The 18,950-nt window shown below is 68.6% G+C and carries 19 protein-coding genes and 1 riboswitch; of the genes, 18 read left to right on the plus strand and 1 reads right to left on the minus strand.

What is annotated here, in order from left to right; genetic code table 11:
- Positions 1 to 16 precede the first annotated feature (16 nt).
- Positions 17 to 409, plus strand: a complete 393-nt coding sequence (locus ACQ4LY_RS11980) for a hypothetical protein (RefSeq protein WP_431071777.1) — start codon at positions 17 to 19, stop codon at positions 407 to 409.
- Between the two features lie 171 nt (positions 410 to 580).
- Here the strand turns inward: ACQ4LY_RS11980 and ACQ4LY_RS11985 are convergent, their stop codons facing one another.
- A complete protein-coding gene (locus ACQ4LY_RS11985) occupies positions 581 to 979 on the minus strand; it encodes a DUF1844 domain-containing protein (RefSeq protein WP_056513077.1) in 399 nt (132 codons plus the stop codon).
- A 232-nt stretch (positions 980 to 1,211) separates the two neighbouring features.
- On the opposite strand from ACQ4LY_RS11985, the gene infC reads away from it, so the two are divergent.
- From infC to ACQ4LY_RS12070, 17 genes are all read left to right on the plus strand, one after another.
- Positions 1,212 to 1,862 carry a translation initiation factor IF-3 gene (gene infC, locus ACQ4LY_RS11990; RefSeq protein ID WP_311245886.1) on the plus strand — a complete coding sequence of 217 codons (651 nt, stop codon included), beginning with the start codon at positions 1,212 to 1,214 and terminating at the stop codon, positions 1,860 to 1,862.
- Positions 1,863 to 1,935: 73 nt separating this feature from the next.
- Positions 1,936 to 2,130, plus strand: coding sequence for a 50S ribosomal protein L35 (gene rpmI / locus ACQ4LY_RS11995; RefSeq protein WP_017828564.1), 195 nt, complete (start codon positions 1,936 to 1,938; stop codon positions 2,128 to 2,130).
- Positions 2,131 to 2,162: 32 nt separating this feature from the next.
- The gene (gene rplT, locus ACQ4LY_RS12000; protein ID WP_045252681.1) at positions 2,163 to 2,549 is read left to right on the plus strand and encodes a 50S ribosomal protein L20; all 387 of its coding nucleotides are present in this window, start codon (positions 2,163 to 2,165) and stop codon (positions 2,547 to 2,549) included.
- A gap of 102 nt (positions 2,550 to 2,651) precedes the next feature.
- On the plus strand, positions 2,652 to 3,464 hold the full coding sequence (locus ACQ4LY_RS12005; protein ID WP_431071781.1) for a TrmH family RNA methyltransferase: 813 nt from the start codon (positions 2,652 to 2,654) through the stop codon (positions 3,462 to 3,464).
- Between the two features lie 74 nt (positions 3,465 to 3,538).
- The gene (locus ACQ4LY_RS12010; protein ID WP_431071783.1) at positions 3,539 to 4,207 is read left to right on the plus strand and encodes a response regulator transcription factor; all 669 of its coding nucleotides are present in this window, start codon (positions 3,539 to 3,541) and stop codon (positions 4,205 to 4,207) included.
- A gap of 6 nt (positions 4,208 to 4,213) precedes the next feature.
- Positions 4,214 to 5,590 carry an ATP-binding protein gene (locus ACQ4LY_RS12015; protein ID WP_431071785.1) on the plus strand — a complete coding sequence of 459 codons (1,377 nt, stop codon included), beginning with the start codon at positions 4,214 to 4,216 and terminating at the stop codon, positions 5,588 to 5,590.
- A gap of 29 nt (positions 5,591 to 5,619) precedes the next feature.
- The gene (locus ACQ4LY_RS12020; protein ID WP_431071787.1) at positions 5,620 to 6,567 is read left to right on the plus strand and encodes a TAXI family TRAP transporter solute-binding subunit; all 948 of its coding nucleotides are present in this window, start codon (positions 5,620 to 5,622) and stop codon (positions 6,565 to 6,567) included.
- Positions 6,568 to 6,920: 353 nt separating this feature from the next.
- Positions 6,921 to 7,670, plus strand: a complete 750-nt coding sequence (locus tag ACQ4LY_RS12025; protein ID WP_431071789.1) for an amino acid ABC transporter ATP-binding protein — start codon at positions 6,921 to 6,923, stop codon at positions 7,668 to 7,670.
- A 46-nt stretch (positions 7,671 to 7,716) separates the two neighbouring features.
- On the plus strand, positions 7,717 to 8,625 hold the full coding sequence (locus ACQ4LY_RS12030) for a glutamate ABC transporter substrate-binding protein (RefSeq protein WP_431071791.1): 909 nt from the start codon (positions 7,717 to 7,719) through the stop codon (positions 8,623 to 8,625).
- A gap of 60 nt (positions 8,626 to 8,685) precedes the next feature.
- Positions 8,686 to 9,342: an amino acid ABC transporter permease gene (locus ACQ4LY_RS12035; RefSeq protein ID WP_431071793.1), complete on the plus strand. Its 657-nt coding sequence runs from the start codon at positions 8,686 to 8,688 to the stop codon at positions 9,340 to 9,342.
- Positions 9,339 to 10,280: an amino acid ABC transporter permease gene (locus ACQ4LY_RS12040; RefSeq protein ID WP_431071795.1), complete on the plus strand. Its 942-nt coding sequence runs from the start codon at positions 9,339 to 9,341 to the stop codon at positions 10,278 to 10,280. The genes ACQ4LY_RS12035 and ACQ4LY_RS12040 overlap by 4 nt, the downstream gene beginning before the upstream one ends.
- Before the next feature lie 48 nt (positions 10,281 to 10,328).
- Positions 10,329 to 11,369, plus strand: coding sequence for a phenylalanine--tRNA ligase subunit alpha (gene pheS / locus ACQ4LY_RS12045; protein ID WP_431071797.1), 1,041 nt, complete (start codon positions 10,329 to 10,331; stop codon positions 11,367 to 11,369).
- Positions 11,369 to 13,873 carry a phenylalanine--tRNA ligase subunit beta gene (pheT, locus tag ACQ4LY_RS12050; protein WP_431071799.1) on the plus strand — a complete coding sequence of 835 codons (2,505 nt, stop codon included), beginning with the start codon at positions 11,369 to 11,371 and terminating at the stop codon, positions 13,871 to 13,873. Before pheS ends, pheT begins: the two co-directional genes overlap by 1 nt.
- Positions 13,874 to 13,989: 116 nt before the next feature.
- Positions 13,990 to 14,706 carry a DUF402 domain-containing protein gene (locus tag ACQ4LY_RS12055; protein ID WP_431071801.1) on the plus strand — a complete coding sequence of 239 codons (717 nt, stop codon included), beginning with the start codon at positions 13,990 to 13,992 and terminating at the stop codon, positions 14,704 to 14,706.
- Positions 14,707 to 14,770: 64 nt separating this feature from the next.
- On the plus strand, positions 14,771 to 15,736 hold the full coding sequence (locus tag ACQ4LY_RS12060; RefSeq protein WP_431071803.1) for an NAD-dependent epimerase/dehydratase family protein: 966 nt from the start codon (positions 14,771 to 14,773) through the stop codon (positions 15,734 to 15,736).
- Positions 15,737 to 15,759: 23 nt separating this feature from the next.
- Positions 15,760 to 15,853: riboswitch (TPP riboswitch) on the plus strand.
- Positions 15,844 to 16,692 (plus strand): hydroxyethylthiazole kinase, encoded by an 849-nt coding sequence (gene thiM, locus ACQ4LY_RS12065; protein WP_431071805.1) that lies wholly within the window; start codon positions 15,844 to 15,846, stop codon positions 16,690 to 16,692. (Overlaps the previous riboswitch by 10 nt.)
- Positions 16,689 to 18,839: a bifunctional hydroxymethylpyrimidine kinase/phosphomethylpyrimidine kinase gene (locus ACQ4LY_RS12070; RefSeq protein WP_431071807.1), complete on the plus strand. Its 2,151-nt coding sequence runs from the start codon at positions 16,689 to 16,691 to the stop codon at positions 18,837 to 18,839. Before thiM ends, ACQ4LY_RS12070 begins: the two co-directional genes overlap by 4 nt.
- The last annotated feature ends 111 nt before the right edge of the window (positions 18,840 to 18,950 follow it).

Here is an 18,950-nt window from a genome sequence, read left to right on the forward strand (position 1 = left end):
TCGCTAGGGTGGCGGCATGCACAGGGCGGCGGTGGCGGTCATCGGACTCGTCGTCGCGCTGCTGTTGCCGGGCTGCGCGACCGCGTGCCCTGCGATCGGGTGGTCGAACGGCGTCGAGATCGACGCGTCCGCCTACGGTCCCGACGTCTTCCTGCAGGTCTGCTCGGATGCGGGATGTTCGGCGGACCCCGGGGCGGCACCGACTCTGGAGACGGATCTGTCCGTGCCCGCACAGGGTGACGCCGGGACCTTCCACTTCGGCTTCGCCGCCCCGGACGACATCACGGTGCGCGTCTACGACGACTCCGGCATCCTGATCGCGGAGACGCAGGAGGCCATCGCGTGGACGCATTCGTCGGGCCCCTGCGGCGGCCCGTCCACGGCTCCGCCCATCGTCCTGCATCCCTGACCCCAGCACCGCGAAAGGTCGACGGGCTGGCGACGCTCCGACACGAGGCGAGGGCGCAGGGATGCTCTGTCGAGGAGAATCGGGAGGGGCCCACGAAGTGGGAGGGTCCCCGCTCTTCTCCTCGACAGAGCAGCCCGGCGCCCGGACCACGAGATCCGAACGGATGGAGGCCTAGTTGACCGGCCCCGTCCACTTCTCGCCAGGGCCCTTGCCGATCGGGTCGGGGATCGTGGAGGCCTCGCGGAACGCGAGCTGCAGGGAGCGCAGGCCGTCACGGAGAGAACGTGCGTGCATGTCGCTGATCTCAGGCGCTCCGGCGGTGATGAGACCGGCCAGGGCGTTGATGAGCTTGCGCGCCTCGTCGAGGTCGAGCTGGGCCGCGGCATCCGGGTCGTCGGCGAGGCCGAGCTTCACGGCCGCGGCGCTCATGAGGTGCACGGCGGCTGTCGTGATGACCTCCACGGCTGGCACGTCGGCGATGTCTCGGGTGGCGGAAGACGCCGCCTCCTCCTGTCGGGCCCAACGCTCTTCGCGCTCGCGTGCAGCCTCATCCGATGCCTGGTTCGTCACTTCGCCTTGCCTTCTGTTAGACTTTGTCGGGCTCCGGAGCGTAATGCTCCGGCACGAAAGAGGATTCACTTCCCACCCGCGCTTGCCGTTCCAGGCTACCGGGTCTTGCACTCCACCGGATCGCGTCGTCAGATGCATCCGGCAGGCAGGGTGCAGAGCCGGCGTCTGAATGCCGGTGGGTGGGGGACGATTCTGATTTCGCCCGGGATGCTGACTGCATCCTGGTGGCCGAATCCACTCGTCTAAGGAGTTACGCATCAGCGATCCCCGCACCAATGAGCGCATCCGCGTCCCCGAGGTCCGCCTCGTCGGCCCCGCGGGTGAGCAGATCGGCGTCGTCCGCATCGAGGCGGCGCTGCGCCTTGCGCAGGAAGCCGACCTCGACCTCGTCGAGGTCGCACCCAACTCGAAGCCGCCCGTGGTCAAGATCATGGACTACGGCAAGTTCAAGTACGAAGCTGCCCAGAAGGAAAAGGAAGCTCGCCGCAACCAGGCGAACACCATTCTCAAGGAGGTCCGCTTCCGACTGAAGATCGAGGCGCACGACTACACGACCAAGCTCAAGCGCGCAGAGGGCTTCCTTAAGGCGGGCGACAAGGTGAAGGCCATGATCCTCTTCCGCGGTCGCGAGCAGTCGCGTCCCGAGCAGGGTGTCCGTCTTCTCCGAAAGTTCGCAGAAGATGTCGCCGAGCTCGGAACCGTCGAGTCGAACCCGACCATCGACGGTCGCAACATGGTCATGATCGTGGCTCCGCTGAAGAGCAAGTCCGAGGCCAAGCAGGAGCAGAACGCGGTTCGTGACGCACAGCGCGCAGCGAACAAGCAGGCTGCTCGTGAAGCCAAGAGCGACGCAGACGCACCGGCCGAGGCCGCAGCGGAGTAACTCCCGCCCCCAAGACTCCCGCACCGCGGGTTGACACCGTCGCCTGAGAAGGCGCCATACGAAGGAAGAGAAGATGCCGAAGCAGAAGACCCACTCGGGTGCTAAGAAGCGCTTCAAGATCACCGGCAGCGGCAAGCTGAAGAAGCAGCAGGCCGGAATGCGCCACAACCTCGAGCACAAGTCGAGCCGTCGCACCCGCCGCCTCAACCAGGACCAGGTGCTGTCGAAGGCTGACACCAAGGTCGCGAAGAAGCTTCTCGGTCGCTGACGCGCCCGAACGCACGATAGGAACACAGGAAAATGGCAAGAGTCAAGCGGGCGGTAAACGCCCACAAGAAGCGTCGCGTCATCCTTGAGCGCGCGTCCGGCTACCGCGGTCAGCGTTCGCGCCTCTACCGCAAGGCCAAAGAGCAGGTCATCCACTCGCTCGTCTACTCGTACCGTGACCGTCGCAAGCGCAAGGGCGACTTCCGCCGTCTCTGGATCCAGCGCATCAACGCCGCTGCTCGCCAGAACGGCATCACGTACAACCGTTTCATCCAGGGCCTCGGCCTCGCGGGTGTCACCGTCGACCGTCGTATGCTCGCTGACCTCGCGGTCAACGACGCCGCGACCTTCACGACGCTGGTCGAGACGGCGAAGAAGGCTCTGCCCTCTGACGTCAACGCCCCGAAGTCGGCCGCGTAAGCAGCTCTTCACCACAGAGGACGCTCTCCTTCGGGAGGGCGTCCTCTGTCGTTTCCCCGGTGTTTGCGCAGCAAGGTGTCCGCGGTTCTCTAGACTGTGAACGTGCTGGAGAACCCCCGTTCGCCCCGAGTCCGAGCCGTCGCGAAGCTGACCAAGCGCAGTGCGCGCAGCGAAACGGGTCTGTACCTTCTCGAAGGACCGCAGGCCGTCCGCGAGGCGCTGACCTACAGCCCCGAGGCCATCGTCGAGCTCTTCTCGACCCCGACCGGGTGGGAGAAGCATCCCGATATCCGATCGAAAGCGGCGGATGCCGACGTCGAGGTCGAATACGTCACGGAGTACGTGCTGAACGCGATGGCCGACACCGTGACACCGCAGGGACTCGTCGCCGTCGTCCGGCAGACTCCGACCTCGGTGCGCGACGTCTTCGCGTCATCCCCTCGTCTCGTCGCGATCTGCGAGGAGATCCGTGACCCGGGCAATCTCGGCACGATCATCAGGGCCGCCGATGCGGCGGGTGCGGATGCGGTGATCCTCACCGGTAGGACGGTCGACCCGTACAACCCCAAGGTCGTGAGGGCCACCACGGGTTCTCTGTTCCACCTGCCCGTGTCTGTGGGCGCCGAGCTCGACGACGTCGTGAAGAAGGCGCACGCTGCGGGACTGCGGGTGCTGGCCGCTGACGTGAAGGGAGACGATCTGCTGCGGGCACGTGCTGATGGTGTCCTGGCGGAGCCGACCGCATGGCTGTTCGGCAACGAGGCGCGTGGTCTCGAGGATGAGGCGTTGGCTCAGGCCGATCAGGTGCTCAGGCTCCCCATCTTCGGTCGAGCCGAGTCGCTGAACCTCGCGACCGCGGCGAGCGTCTGCCTGTACGAGAGCGCATTCGCTCAGCGGGCGGACTCTCTCGCCTGACCTCCCGGCCTGAGACGAGCGCGCCCGACTGGTAGGTTTGTGCCTGCTCGAGCGGAGAAGGGGACCCGGAATCGATGCGGATTCTGATCGTGGAGGACGACGAGCGCGTCGCCGCTGCGCTCGAGGCCTTCCTCGCGCGATCGGGGTATGCCACGGTGCGGGCGGCCGACGGCGCCTCCGCGTTGGAGATGCTGGGCGCCGACACCGAGGTCGTCCTTCTGGACCTGGGGCTGCCCGACATCGACGGCATCGACTTGTGCCGTCGCATCCGTGGCCGCTCCGAGGTTCCGATCGTCATCGTGACCGCGCGAAACCAGGTCACGGAGCGCATCCGAGGTCTGCGCGCCGGTGCCGACGACTTCGTCGTCAAGCCCTATGACGTTCACGAGCTTCTCGCCCGGATCGAAGCGGTGACGCGCCGCTCACGGCCGGTGCGTCCGGAGTCGGAGGCGCGAGTCCGGCTCCAGGACGGAGAGGTCGAGATCGACCTGATCGCCCGTCAGGTGATCATCGACCGGGAGCCGATCGAGCTCACCCGCAAGGAGTTCGACATCGTCGCCGTCCTCGCCAGATACCCGGGCGTCGCCGTGCCGAAGGAGCGCCTCATCCGTGAGGTGTGGAACACCGACTGGCGCGGTTTCGGGCATTCGCTGGAGGTGCATGTCGGCGCGATCCGGCGTAAGGCCGGCCAGCGAAGCCTCATCGAGACCGTGCGCGGCGTCGGCTACCGGTTGGCTGGGTAGCGTCCGATGCGCAGGCGCCTGATCGTCGTGTTCCTCGTCCCTCTGGTCGCGATCCTGCTGTCGCTCGGCGGCGCTGCGGCCTGGAGCGCCACCCGCAGCATCCAGCAGGCGTTCTACACTGAGCAGCTCGGTGACGTGGGGTACTTCGTGACCAGTGCGCGTCAGGCGCTGCGCTCGGGGAGCGCGACGGTGATCGACGCCGAGGTCAGGCGCTTCGAGCAGGTCTACGGCATCGATGTCGTGGTGTTCGATCTGACGGGAAGCATCTGGGCCGCCGGGAACAGCGACGCCGCGGTGATCGCCGAGGACGAAGGGGCTCGAGTCCTGCTCGCTCTCTCCGGTCGCCGGGCGGAGGCCCCTGAGCCGGTCTTCCCCTGGGGCACCGCGGAATCCTCGATCGTCGAACCGGTCTTCGACGACGGCGACGTCATCGGAGCGGTCATGGTGTCGGCGGATGCGGCGGCGCCGCGCGCCGAGATCGTGCAGCAGGTGCTCGCACTGGCGGTCGTGTCCATCGTGTCGATCGGCCTCGGCGTGCTTCTCGTCTTCCAGCTCGCGCGGTGGGTGCTGTCTCCCGTCCGTCGCCTGGACGAGGCCATGATCGCGATCGAACGCGGAGAGATGGATGCCAGGGTCGCGGAGGACACAGGGCCTCCGGAGCTGCGAAGGATGACACGGGTCTTCAACGGCATGGCGGATGAGATCGAGAGGGTCATGACGCGACAGCAGGAGTTCGCGCTCAACGCCTCGCACGAGCTGCGCAACCCGCTCAATGCGCTGCTGCTGCGCGTGGAGCATCTCTCGACCGGTCTCGACCGCGACTGGGACGACGACGTGGAGGAGACGAGGGAGGAGGGGAGACGGATGGCTCGGATCCTCGAGACCCTGCTCGGACTCGCCCGAGGAGGACGCGCTGACACCACCATCTCGGCCGTCGATCTCATGACGCTCGCGACCAGGCGTGCCGACGCATGGAGCGAAGTGGCATCCCAGCAGGGGATCCGCACGCACGCGACCGGAGGCGAACCGGTGATGAGTATCACCGACCGCACGATCGTCGAGAGCGCGCTCGATGCGGTCATCGACAACGCGGTGAAGTTCTCGCCCTCGGGCGCGGTGGTCGAGATCGGCGCGCGTCGTGACGGCGACCTGTGTCGGCTGACCGTCCGCGACCACGGGCCGGGGCTCCGCCCGGAGCAGCTGGCGAACGCGTCCGACCGATTCTGGCGCAGCGATGACAGCGGCGAGACGCCGGGCTCGGGACTGGGGCTCGCGATCGCCACCGACCTGCTCGGGTCGATCGGGGGCGAGCTGCGGGTCGGGTCGCCCGAGGGCGGCGGCCTGCTGGTCACGCTGCTGCTCCCGGACGGAGCCGCAGAATGAGTCGGCGGGCCAGCGCTCGTCGGAGCTGGATGCGGGTCTCGGCGACGATCGCCGTGCTGACGGTCGTCGGGGCGTCGAGCGCATGCAGCACTCGGGCCAGCCAATGGGACGACTCTCGGTACGAGATCGCGAGCGGCGGCTCCGACGGGGTCTATTTCGCGTACGGTTCGGAGCTCGCCGACGAGCTGTCGGCGTCGCTCGATGTCGACATGGTGGCGGAGGAATCGGCGGGCTCCGTCGATAACCTCCTGCGGGTGGGCTCGGGGCAGGCGCTTCTCGGCTTCGCCCAGGGCGATGCGGCGGCGGATGCGGTGGCGGGGGTCGGAGCGTTCGACGAGCCCCTGCCGGTGCGGGCCGTCGCGCGCCTCTACGACGAGTACCTGCATGTGGTCGTCCGCGCGGATTTGGGCATCGACGACCTCGGGGACCTCGCCGGGATGACGGTGTCGCTCGGCGCGGAGAACTCCGGTGTGCATGTCATCGCCGCTCGAGCGCTGGATGCGGCGGAAGTCGACATCACGTCGATCAGTGACCCGCAGCTCGACCTCCGCGAATCGATCGACGCGCTCGAGCGATCGGAGATCGCCGGTTTCTTCTGGGTCGGTGGCATCCCCACACCGGGCATCGCGGAGCTCGCGATGACGACGCCTGTGCGATTGGTCCCGATCGAGCAGACCTGGGTCAACGCGATCAATGCGCGATACTCCGACGCCTATCGTCCCTCCGACTTCCCGGTGGGTCTCTACGGGCTCGACGAGTCGCAGCCCACGATGGCTGTCCCGAACTACCTCGTCACGGCATCGGCCACACCGGACGGCGTCGTCCGCGACGTCCTCACGAGCCTGTTCGGTGCGAGAACCCGGATCGCCCAGGATGTCCCCGCCGCTGCTCTGCTCGACCGCAGGCAGGCCATCTTCACGGGGCCCGTCGAGCTGCATCCCGGGGCGATCGAGTACTACCGGGACCAGCGGGACTGAGCCCTCAAGAAATCCTCAAGAAGTCCGCTCGCGAAGGCGGGGCTCTGCCAATCTGGGGGTCGATCGCGATCGATTCGATGGAGAATTCAGATGCCACAGAGCCCACGCCATTCATGCAGGCGCGGGCTCCGTCCATCCCCCGGATCGTCTCGCGATCGGATCCGATCGGAGGCTTGCCGCTTCGTCCCGCCTGGGGGAGGAACGGGTCGGCAGGGACGCCCCCACGGTCCGCGGGGGCGGGCCGTGGGGCACTCCGATGCGCCCGTGCGATCGGGTGCCTCCCGTGGTTACGAACGTGTAAATGTCCACTCGACTGTGTGTCGCCGCGCGATCGACCTGGCTAGTTTGGAGAAATGATGACCACCGGTAAGCCTCTCGTCGTTGTCGACAACGTCCAGAAGCACTATGGCGACTTCCAGGCGCTCACGGATATCGACCTCACGGTGAACGCCGGCGAGGTCGTCGTCGTGATCGGTCCCTCGGGTTCGGGCAAGTCGACGCTGTGTCGCACGATTAACCGGCTCGAGACGATCACGAGCGGCACGATCAGCATCGACGGCAAGGCGCTGCCCGCGGAAGGCAAAGGCCTCGCGAACCTGCGCGCCGATGTCGGCATGGTCTTCCAATCGTTCAACCTCTTCGCGCACCTGACGATCCTCGAGAACGTCACACTCGGGCCGATCAAGGTCCGTGGGATGAAGAAGGCGGATGCCGACAAAGAGGCGATGACGCTCCTCGAGCGCGTCGGCGTCGCCCAGCAGGCGTCGAAGCTCCCCGCTCAGCTCTCGGGCGGACAGCAGCAGCGCGTGGCGATCGCCCGTGCTCTCGCCATGCAGCCCAAGGTCATGCTCTTCGACGAGCCGACCAGCGCGCTCGACCCCGAGATGATCAACGAGGTGCTCGACGTCATGGTCGAGCTCGCCCACGACGGCATGACCATGATCGTCGTCACCCACGAGATGGGCTTCGCGCGCAAGGCCGCGAACCGCGTGGTGTTCATGGCCGACGGCCGCATCGTGGAGGAGGCGACTCCCGAGGAGTTCTTCACGAACCCGAAGAGCGATCGCGCCAAGGACTTCCTCTCCAAGCTCCTCACACACTGACGGGCTTCACAGACCTTTGCACACACAGCACACGAAGGAGACGCACATGCGACGCACACGCACACTGGCAGGGATCGGGATCGCGACGGTGGCACTGTTCGCGCTGACCGCCTGCAACAGCGGCAGCCCGTCCAGCCCCGGCGCCGGCACCGGCGGCGACGAGGGCGAGGACTCGACCTGGTTCGAGGTCGCCGATGACGTGCAGCTCGAGGGCAGCCCGACGTTCGACGCCATCCAGGAGCGCGACAAGGTCATCGTCGGCGTCAAGGAGGACCAGCCCGGTCTCGGCTACCTCGATGTCACGACGGGGGAGCGCACCGGCTTCGACGTCGACATCGCCCGCTGGATCGCGGCCTCGCTCGGCTATGACGAGGACAAGATCGAGTTCAAGCCGATCGCCTCGGCGAACCGCGAGCAGGCGATCACCAACGGCGACATCGACTACTACGTCGGCACCTACTCGATCAACGACAAGCGCAAGGAGCTCATCGACTTCGCGGGTCCGTACTTCATCACCGGCCAGGGCCTTCTGGTCGCTGCGGATGCGGATGACGCCGAGGCGCTCGAGGACTTCAACGGCAAGACCGTCTGCTCTGCGACCGGCTCGACGCCGATCCAGAACATCAAGGCGAACTTCCCCGACATCAAGACGCAGGAGTACGACCTGTACTCCGCCTGCGTCCAGGACCTGATCGACGGCAAGGTCGATGCGGTCACCACCGACCAGGCGATCTTGATCGGCTACGCGGCGCAGTACCCGGATGACGTGAAGGTCACCGGCGGCCTCTTCACCGAGGAGCGCTACGGTGTCGGCCTCACCAAGGGCGACGACGCACTGCGCACGCACATCAACGAGCTCTTCACCGACGGTGGCGACATCTGGCAGGCGATCTTCGACAAGAACCTCGGCTCCAGCGGCATCGAGGTCGAGCAGCCCGAAGTCGACGCGTACTGATCTGACCTGGGCGGCCTCCTCGCGGAGGCCGCCCACACAGTCTGAAGAAGGGAGGGTGGCGTGGACGTCATCTTCGGCAACCTCGATCTCTGGGGAGAGGCGATCAGCAACACGCTGCTCGTGTTCTTCGCCGGAGGCATCATCGCGCTGATCCTCGGCCTCATCGTCGGGGCGATGCGCGTGTCGCCGGTGCCGATCGCCCGGGGCGTCGGCACGGTGTACGTGAACACAGTACGCAACACCCCGCTGACCCTCGTGTTCTTCTTCTTCATCTTCGGGTACCCGCAGCTGGGCCTCCCCGAGCTGTCGAACCTGGTGCTCGGCATCCTCGCCATCGGCATCTACACCGCCACCTACGTGGCTGAGGTGCTGAGGGCCGGAATCAACACGGTTCCGGTCGGACAGGCCGAGGCCGCGCGAGCGATCGGCCTGCCTTTCGGGCAGGTGATGGGTCTCGTGATCCTTCCGCAGGCGTTCCGCTCCGTCGTCCCGCCGATGATGAGCGTGTTCATCGCCCTGCTGAAGAACACGACCGTCGCTGCCGGGTTCTCGGTCGCCGAGCTCGCCGCACTGCGATCGACGGTCAACGATTCCGCCGACCGACCCGGCAACCCCATGGAGGTCCTGCTCTGGGTCGCCGTGGTGTTCGTCGCCCTGGTGCTGCTGTTGAGCTGGCTGCAGCGATATCTCGAGAACCGATGGAGGATCGCGCGATGAGTTCCGTACTGTACGACGTCCCGGGTCCCCGGGCGATCGCCCGCAACCGCATCATCGCCGTCCTCACGGTCGTCCTCGTCCTCGTCGCCGTCGGGTTCGTGGTCCTTCGGATGGTGGAGACCGGTCAGTTCTCGGCGGAGAAGTGGTACGTCTTCACTTTCGCCAACGTGTGGATGGGCATCCTCAAGGCGCTCGGCAACACCCTCGCCGCTTTCGGGTTCGCTGCGCTCCTGAGCGTCATCCTGGGCTTCCTGCTCGCGATCGGTCGTCTGTCCGACCGCGCGTGGATCCGCATCCCGGTCACCGCAGTCACCGAGCTGTTCCGTGCCGTGCCGGTGCTGGTCTTCATGATGCTGCTCTATTACGGGCTTCCCGTGATCGGCATCAAGATGGACCCGTACTGGGCCGTCGTCCTCGCCCTCATGGCGTACAACGGGTCCGTCCTCGCCGAGGTGCTGCGCGCCGGGGTCGAGTCGCTGCCCCGCGGGCAGAAAGAAGCCGGATACGCGATCGGCCTGCGCAAGAGCGGTGTGATGGGGCTCATCCTGCTGCCGCAGGCCATCCGTGCGATGCTGCCGGTGATCGTGGCGCAGCTCGTCGTCACCATGAAGGACACCGCACTCGGGTTCATCATCACCTACCCCGAGCTGCTGTACTACGCCAAGCAGCTGACCTCGCAGCAGGGGCGCCCGATTCTGCAGTCCGCGTTCGTGATCGGTGGCATCTACATCGTGATGTGTCTGATCCTCTCGGGCATCGCACGCCGGGTCGAGGTCAGCACCCGACGCTCGCCGAAGGTGCAGGCCATCCACGCCGCAGAGGATCCCCGCCAGCATGGCGACGGCACGGACACCGAGCTGATCACTCTGCAGCGCGGAGGCAGCGGATTCGGCGGCACCGGCGGTGTAGGCGGGCTGGACAGCTCCGATCCGAAGTGACCTCTACCGGCGCGGGGCGACCGCCCCGCGCCGGTAGACTCCTGTCTCGTGTCTGAGTCTCCCGAAATCACCCCGGAAGCAGTCGAGGCCGCAGTCGCTGCGGCGCTCGAAGCGATCGCCGCAGCCGCCGATACGGCCGAGCTGAAGGCCGCCCGCGCCGCTCACGTCGCAGAAGGATCGCCTCTGGCGGTGCTGAACGCGTCGATGCGCCAGGTGGCTCCCGAGAACAAGGCCGCGTTCGGCAAGCTCGTCGGCCAGGGCCGCGGCCAGGTCACCAAGGCGCTCGCCGCCAAAGAGGCCGAGCTCGCGACCGCGGAGGTCGCCGCCCGCCTCGAGTCCGAGCGCGTCGACATCACCGCGGTGCCCTCGCGCACGCGCGTCGGCGCACGGCATCCGCTGACTCTGCTCAGCGAGCAGATCTCCGACATCTTCGTCGGCATGGGATGGGAGATCGCGGAAGGACCCGAACTCGAGCACGAGTGGTTCAACTTCGACGCCCTGAACTTCGACGTCGACCACCCCGCCCGCCAGGAGCAGGACACCTTCTACGTCGATCCGCCGTCGCGCCACCTCGTGATGCGCACGCACACGAGCCCCGTGCAGGTGCGCTCGATGCTCGACCGCGACGTGCCGATCTACGTGCTGTGCCCCGGTCGCGTGTACCGCACCGACGAGTTCGACGCGACGCACCTCCCCGTCTTCACGCAGTTCGAGGGGCTCGTCGTCGACAAGGGCATCTCGATGGCGCACCTCAAGGGCACGCTCGACCATGTCGCGCGCCAGCTCTTCGGTCCGGAGGCCAAGACGCGCTTCCGTACGAACTTCTTCCCCTTCACCGAGCCGTCCGCCGAGCTCGACCTGTGGCACCCGACCTTCAAGGGCGGCGCCCGCTGGATCGAATGGGGCGGCTGCGGAATGATCAACCCGAACGTCCTGCGGGCGGCCGGGATCGACCCCGACGTCTACAGCGGGTTCGCATTCGGGATGGGCGTCGAGCGCGGACTGATGTTCCGCAGCGATGTGCAGGACATGAGGGACATGGCAGAGGGCGATGTCCGATTCAGCGAGCAGTACGGGATGGTGGTGTGATGCGCGTCCCGCTTTCGTGGCTGCGTGAGTACGTCGATCTGGCAGCGGATGCGACGCCCGAGGACGTCCTCGCGGCGATGGTCACCGTCGGCTTCGAAGAGGAGGACGTGCACCGCTTCGAGATCTCCGGTCCCGTGGTCGTCGGTCAGGTCGTCTCGCTCGAGGGGGAGCCCCAGTCGAACGGCAAGACGATCAACTGGTGCCAGGTCGACGTCGGAGAGGCGAACGGCGGCATCCGCGGGATCGTCTGCGGTGCGCACAACTTCGTCGCCGGCGACAAGGTCGTCGTGACCCTGCCAGGCGCTGTGCTGCCCGGTCCGTTCCCGATCGCCGCGCGCAAGACCTACGGTCATGTGTCCGACGGCATGATCGCGTCGGCGCGCGAGCTGGGTCTCGGCGATGAGCACAACGGCATTCTCGTGCTCGCCGACCTCGGCATCGACGCGCCGGTCGGCACCGACGCCATCGCCCTGCTCGGGCTCGATGACGTCGCGGTCGAGATCAACGTCACCCCTGACCGCGGATACGCGTTCTCGCTCCGAGGCGTCGCCCGCGAGTACTCGCACGCCACCGGCGCCAGCTTCCGCGACCCGGCCGAGCGCGACTTCGCCGAGCTCCAGCCCGGCACCGGCCACACGGCGACCGTCGACGACGCCGCCCCCATCCGCGGACGCGCCGGCGCGAGCGAGTTCGTCACCCGCGTGGTCCGCGACGTCGATCCCACGCGTCCGACCCCGCCCTGGATGATCGCCCGGCTGTCGCTCGCGGGCATGCGCTCGCTCGGCATCCTGATCGACATCACCAACTATGTGATGCTCGAGCTCGGTCAGCCGCTGCACGGGTACGACCTCGACAAGCTCGCGGGTGGGATCACGGTGCGCCGGGCGACCGCCGGAGAGAAGATGACGACCCTCGACGGCCAGGAGCGCACGCTCCACGCCGAGGATCTGCTCATCACGGATGAGTCGGGTCCGATCGGCCTCGCCGGTGTCATGGGCGGCGGCACCACCGAGATGAGCGACACCACGCACAACGTGCTCATCGAGGCCGCGACGTTCGACCCGATCACGATCGCGCGCACCGCCCGTCGACACAAGCTGCCGAGCGAGGCCTCCAAGCGCTTCGAGCGCGGCGTCGATCCGCTCGTGCCGTTCGTCGCTGCTCGTCGCGCCGCCGACCTGATGGTCGAGTTCGCGGGCGGCACGCTCACCGAAGAGGGTGGCGCGCTGTTCGCCGAGGTCTTCGTCGCCGACATCGACCTGCCGAAGGGGTTCGTGCAGGGCCTCATCGGCGTCGACTACACCGACGCCGAGATCGAGGGGGCGCTGACGACGATCGGCGCGGACGTCACCGAGACGGACGCCGGCTGGACCGTCATCCCGCCGACCTGGCGCCCCGACCTCACCGACAAGTGGTCGCTCGCCGAAGAGGTCGCCCGCATCCACGGACTCGACCGCATCCCGTCTGTTCTGCCGACACCCCCGTCCGGTCGCGGTCTGACCGCTCACCAGCACGGCCGTCGTCGGGTCGCCGACGCGCTGGCCGCCGCCGGCTTCGTCGAGACGCCGTCGTTCCCGTTCACGACCGAGGCCGAGAACGACCTGCACGGTTCGGCGTCGGGCGCGCACCTGCCCAGTATCCGGCTCGCGAACGCGCTCGACGGATCCGCTCCGTTCCTGCGCCGCTCGCTCATCCCCGGGCTCCTGCAGACCGCGCATCGCAACATCTCCCGCGGCCTCACCGATCTCGCGCTGTTCGAGACCGGTGTCGTCTTCCTCCCGGAGCCGGGCGTCGAGTACGGCACCGACGAGGTGCCTCCGCTCGGGGCGCGTCCGTCCGATGAGACGCTCGCCGTGCTGAACGCGTCGATCCCGCCGCAGCATCGCCACGTGGCGGTGCTGCTGACCGGCAACGTCGTCGCGCGCCAGCCCGGCCGCGCCGCAGAGCCGGCCGGCCTCTCCGAGGCACTCGACGCTGCTCGTGTCATCGCCGCGGCCGCAGGCGTCGACATCGACGTCGTCCAGGGTCAGCGAGCCGCGCTGCACCCCGGGCGCACCGGCGTCCTGTCGGTGGGCGATGTCGAGGTCGGGTATGTCGGCGAGCTCCACCCCGACGTCGCCGCCGGCGCCGACCTTCCCGGTCGCGCCACGGTGCTCGAGCTCGACCTCGACGGAATCCTGGCGCTGGCTGACGCCCGTGCCGTGGCGGCCTCCCTGTCGACGTTCCCCGCCGCCACGCAGGACGTCTCGCTCGTGGTCGGCGCCGATGTGCCGGCGGGCGCTGTCCGCGCCGCGCTGGCGGAAGGAGCCGGTGCGCTGCTCGAGGCGATCCGTCTCGTCGACGACTACCGCGGAGAGGGCCTCTCCGAGGGGGAGAAGAGCCTCACGTTCGCGCTGCGGTTCCGCGCCGATGACCGCACGCTCACGGCTGCCGAGGCCACCGAGGCGAAGCTCGCCGGTGTCGCCGTCGCCTCCGAGCGCTTCGGCGCGATGCTGCGCGACTGACACCCGCCGTACGACTGACCCGCTGCACGACTCTGCATCCCTGAGCGGGATGCAGAGTCGTGCGGCTCTCGCATGCGCTCCACGGACGGCCGGATCGACCGGGGTACCGTGTCGTGATGAGCATCCTTCCTCACAGCACCCCCGCGGCGGTGCCGGACGGGGTCCGGGCGATGGGCGAGGGGCCCTTCCTGCAGCCGGGCGATCAGATCGACTGGCACTACCGCAAGCCGGGCTGGCAGCCGGGTGACCCGTCGACCATCACGCCCATGCGCGTCGTGCGCGACGACGAGCGGGGTCTCGTGGCCTGGCTCGCGCCGGGAACCCTCCAAGAGGGGCAGGGGACGCCCGAGGGCGAGCGGATACGCGCGGTCCCGCTGGAGCGTCGCTGGCTCGATCCACGCACCCGGATCGTCGAGGAGTGGTGGGGCAATGGCATCCTGCGCATCGCTCCGGCTGGCGCCGCATGGTCGGTGTGGTTGTTCTGGAGCGATGTGAGCGGATCGGACTGGCAGTTCGCCGGATGGTACGTGAACCTCGAGAACGCTCATCTGCGCACCGACCGCGACACCTACTCGTCGGACCACATCCTCGACGTCGAGATCGAACAGGACGGCCGGGTGAGCCTCAAGGATGAGGACGAGCTGGTCGCCGCGATCGCACAGGGGCGCCTCACGCGCGAGCAGGCCGCGCAGATCGAGCGACACGCCGACGCCGCGATCGAGTCGTTCCACGCGGGCGAGTGGCCGTTCGATCGGGAGTGGCGGGAGTGGCGCCCGGACTCCTCGTGGACGGTTCCTGAGCTGACCGGGCTGGGCGAGCTGCGCAGGTCCTGAGCACGGCATCCGCCCTGAGCGGAAGACCCTTCCCCTCGGGGACGGTTGCTGATGGCATGGGCTCATGACAGACGTACTGATCCTCGGCGGAACGGGCTGGCTGTCGGGCCGGATCGCCCGACGGATGCTGGTGAACGGGGCGACCGTGATGTGCCTCGCACGGGGAGGGCGCCCGTCCCCTGAGGGAGCGAGCCTCGTGCTGGCTGACCGGGATGATCCCGCGGCCTATGACGCCGTGTCGGGTCGCGATTGGGACCACGTGATCGACATCTCGTCGAATGCGGCCCACGTCGAGGCGGCGGTGGCCGCGCTCGGGGAGAGGGCCGCCCGCTGGACGTATGTCTCGTCGATGTCGGTGTACTCCGACGATGTGACGGTGGGTGCCGATGAGACGGCGCCCGTGCATGCTCCGGCGGAGCCGAGTGATGAATACGAGTACGCCGCGCAGAAGGTCGCGGCCGAGAACGCCGTGCGTGCGCTCGGCGAGCGAGCGCTGATCGTGCGCCCCGGGCTGATCGTCGGCGAGGGCGACCCGAGCGATCGCTTCGGTTACTGGGCCGCGGCGTTCCTGCGCGCGGTCGACGGGCCCGTTCTGCTGCCGAGTGCCGAGGGGCGCAGTGCGCAGGTGATCGATGTCGACGACCTTTCGGAGTTCGTGGCCACGACGCATGCCACCGGCGTGATCAACGCGATCGGCGACCGGCATCCGCTCGCCGAGGTGCTCGCGACCGTTCGACGGAGTGCCGCACACGGGGGCGACACGGTGACGGCTGATGATGAGTGGCTGGTCGCGAACGGCGTCGGGTACTGGGCGGGGGAGCGCTCGCTGCCTCTCTGGCTGCCCGCCGAGATGACCGGCTTCATGACCCGCACCAACGCCCGGTACCACGCCGCGGGCGGCACCCTCCGACCGCTCGACGAGACCGTCGCGGCCGTCATCGCCGACGAGCAGGAGCGAGGGATCGACCGTGACAGGCGCGCCGGCCTCACGCGGGACGACGAGCTGGAGCTGCTGCAGCGGCGAGGGTGATCGTCGGTCGTCGCTAGACTGCGAGCAGTGACACGGGGTGCCGCATCCGCGGCTGAGAACAGACCCGTCGAACCTGATCTAGTTCGTACTAGCGAAGGGATGTCGCATTGAGCGATCGTCTGCGTCCAGAATCCGAATCGACCCTGGCGGCCTCAGCCGCCGAGCTGCTGTCCGCGCTCCGTGAGTCACCACCGCTGACCCACTGCATCACCAACACCGTCGTCACGGGCTTCACGGCGAACGTGCTGCTGGCTCTCGGGGCAGCACCCGCGATGGTCGACATCGTCGACGAGGCGGGTCTCTTCGCGGGCGTCGCGTCCGGAGTGCTCATCAACCTCGGGACTCCGACCCCCGAACAGCGCGCCGCGGGTCTCGAAGCCGTCGCCGGTGCCGCCGCCGCGGGCACTCCCTGGGTGCTCGATCCGGTCGCGATAGGTTCGCTGCCGGTGCGCACGGCGCTCGCGCACGACCTCGTCGCCTCGCGCCCCACGGCGATCCGCGGGAACGCCTCCGAGATCCTCGCACTCGCAGGGCTCACCGCCGGAGGGCGCGGGGTCGATGCCACCGACACTACGGATGCCGCGTCCGACGCCGCCCTCGCACTCGCCTCCCGTCACGGCTCGGTCGTCGCCGTCTCGGGCCCAGTCGATCTGATCACCGACGGGCGGCGCGTCATACGGATCGCGAACGGCGACGAGCTGCTCACCAGAGTCACCGGTGGCGGGTGCGCGCTGGGCGCCGTGATGGCCGCCTTCCTGGGGGCCGCTCGCACGGCCGGGATCGATCCGCTGACCGCCGTCGGGTCGGCGAGCCTGGTGTACACGATCGCCGCAGAGCGCGCCGCCGCACGGGCATCCGGTCCCGGCAGCTTCGCGGTCGAGCTCCTCGACGCGCTCGCCGCGGTGGGGCCGCAGGACATCGCCGCTGCGGCACGCGTCGAGGAGCGTGCGCTGTGATCGCGGACCTCTCGCTGTATCTGGTCACCGACCCGGATCTCTGCGGGGAACGCGGTGTCGTCGAGACCGTCCGCCGTGCCGTCGACGGGGGTGTCCGGATCGTGCAGCTGCGGGACAAGACGGCGACGGATGCCGAGACCACGGCGCAGCTCGTCGAGCTCTCCCAAGTGATCGAGGGTCGAGCACTGCTGGTCGTGAACGACCGGCTGGACGCTGCCCTCGCCGCGCGTGAGCTGGGCGCGCGGGTCGACGGCGTGCATCTCGGGCAGGGGGATGCGTCGGTGCTGCGTGCGCGAGAAGCTCTGGGCGCCGAGGCGCTGATCGGCCTCACGGCGAACAGCCGGGAGCACTTCGAGGCTGCGCGCGCCCTGCCGCCCGGCACGGTCGACTACCTGGGCGTCGGCGTCATCCGCCCCACCAGCACCAAGCCCGACCATCCGCCGGCCCTCGGCGTCGAGGGCTTTCGAGCTCTCGTCGAGACGACCGTGCTCCCGTGCGTGGCGATCGGAGGCGTGGCGATCGACGACACCGAGCGGCTGCGGACTGCGGGGGCGGCCGGCCTCGCCGTGGTCTCGGCGCTGTGCGCGGCTGCCGAGCCGGCCGAGACCGCAGCGACGTTCGTGCGTCGTTGGCGCGCGGCCGGCACGCCGCGTGTGCTCAGCATCGCCGGGAGCGACCCGTCCGGTGGAGCGGGGATCCAGGCCGACCTCAAGTCGATCGCCGCGAACGGCGGGTACGGCATGGCGGCGCTCACCGCGCTGACCGCTCAGAACACCACCGGCGTGCGTGGCGTGCATGTACCTCCTGCGGCCTTCCTGCGCGAGCAGCTCGCGGCGATCTCCGACGACATCGTCATCGACGCGGTCAAGATCGGGATGCTCGCGAACGCCGACGTCATCCGCACGGTCGCCGACTGGCTCGATGCCGTTCGGCCGCCCATCGTCGTGCTCGATCCGGTGATGGTCGCCACCAGCGGCGACAGGCTGCTCGATCAGGATGCCGAGGCGGCACTTCGAGAGCTCCTCCGGCGTGCGCACGTCGTGACCCCCAACCTCGGCGAGCTCGCCGTGCTGGTCGGGCGGACGATCTCGGGATGGGACGACGCGCTCGCCGCAGCAGAGGATCTGTCGACGGCGATCGGGGCGGCGGTGCTCGTCAAGGGCGGGCATCTCGCCGGAGACGGTGTGCCCGATGCGTTGGTGGACGCTGTCGGGGGAGTGCGTCGGGAGTACCCGGGCACTCGTATCCGCACCGCGAACACGCACGGCACGGGCTGCTCGCTCTCGTCTGCGCTGGCCACCCGTCTGGCTCGCGGCGAGTCGGCCGTCGACGCCGTCGCCTCGACCCGGGCGTGGCTGCGTGAGGCGCTGCGCGAGAGCGAGACGCTGCACGTCGGGCGCGGTCACGGACCGGTCAGCCACTTCGCCGGACTGTGGGAGCGCGGCGGGCTCGACACGCGACCGACGCCGGAGCAGATCCGGGCCGCGTGGTGGGCGCGCACAGCCGACGTGAGGGCGGGGATCGACGAACTCCCCTTCATCCGCGGACTGGCCGACGGCACTCTCGCTCGGGAGCCGTTCCTGTTCTACCTCGCGCAGGACGCGGTCTACCTCCGCGAGTACGCCCGCGTGCTCGCCGAAGCCTCACGCCTCGCTCCCACTCCGCACGAGCAGGCGTTCTGGGCGCGCTCCGCCGAGGGGGCGATCATCGGCGAGCTCGAGCTGCACGCATCGTGGCTGACTCCGGGTGAGGGAGTGGATGCGGCGATGTTCTCGGTCGCTCCTGCTCCTGCGACCGTGGCCTATCTCGACCACCTGCGGTCCGTGGCGTTCGGCGGCGACTATGCCGAGCTCGTCGCCGCGTTGCTGCCGTGCTTCTGGCTCTACACCGACCTCGGGCAGCGCCTCCACGCGGGGGAGTTCGGCGAGTACGCGCAGGATCCGCGGCATCCGTATGCCTCCTGGCTCTCTACCTACGCTGACCCGGCGTTCGAGGATGCCACGGAGCAGGCGATCGCTCTGGTCTCGGCGACAGCGGCGACCGCCGCCCCGGCCACGCGGGATCGGATGCTCCGCGCCTTCGAGGTGTCGAGCGCCCACGAGCTCGCCTTCTTCGCCGCACCGTTCGCCTCTGACGGCTCTGCGTGACGGAGCGGATTTGCGCATGCCGCGACGAGCGCGCTATCGTCGCGGCATGCCTTCGGCCGCCACCGCAACTCTGACGCTCGCTCCGAGCGTCATCGCCGTGCGCCGACGCCG

Origin of the sequence: Microbacterium phyllosphaerae, assembly GCF_050628115.1 — a bacterium.
In the GTDB taxonomy this organism is placed as follows: domain Bacteria; phylum Actinomycetota; class Actinomycetes; order Actinomycetales; family Microbacteriaceae; genus Microbacterium; species Microbacterium phyllosphaerae_A.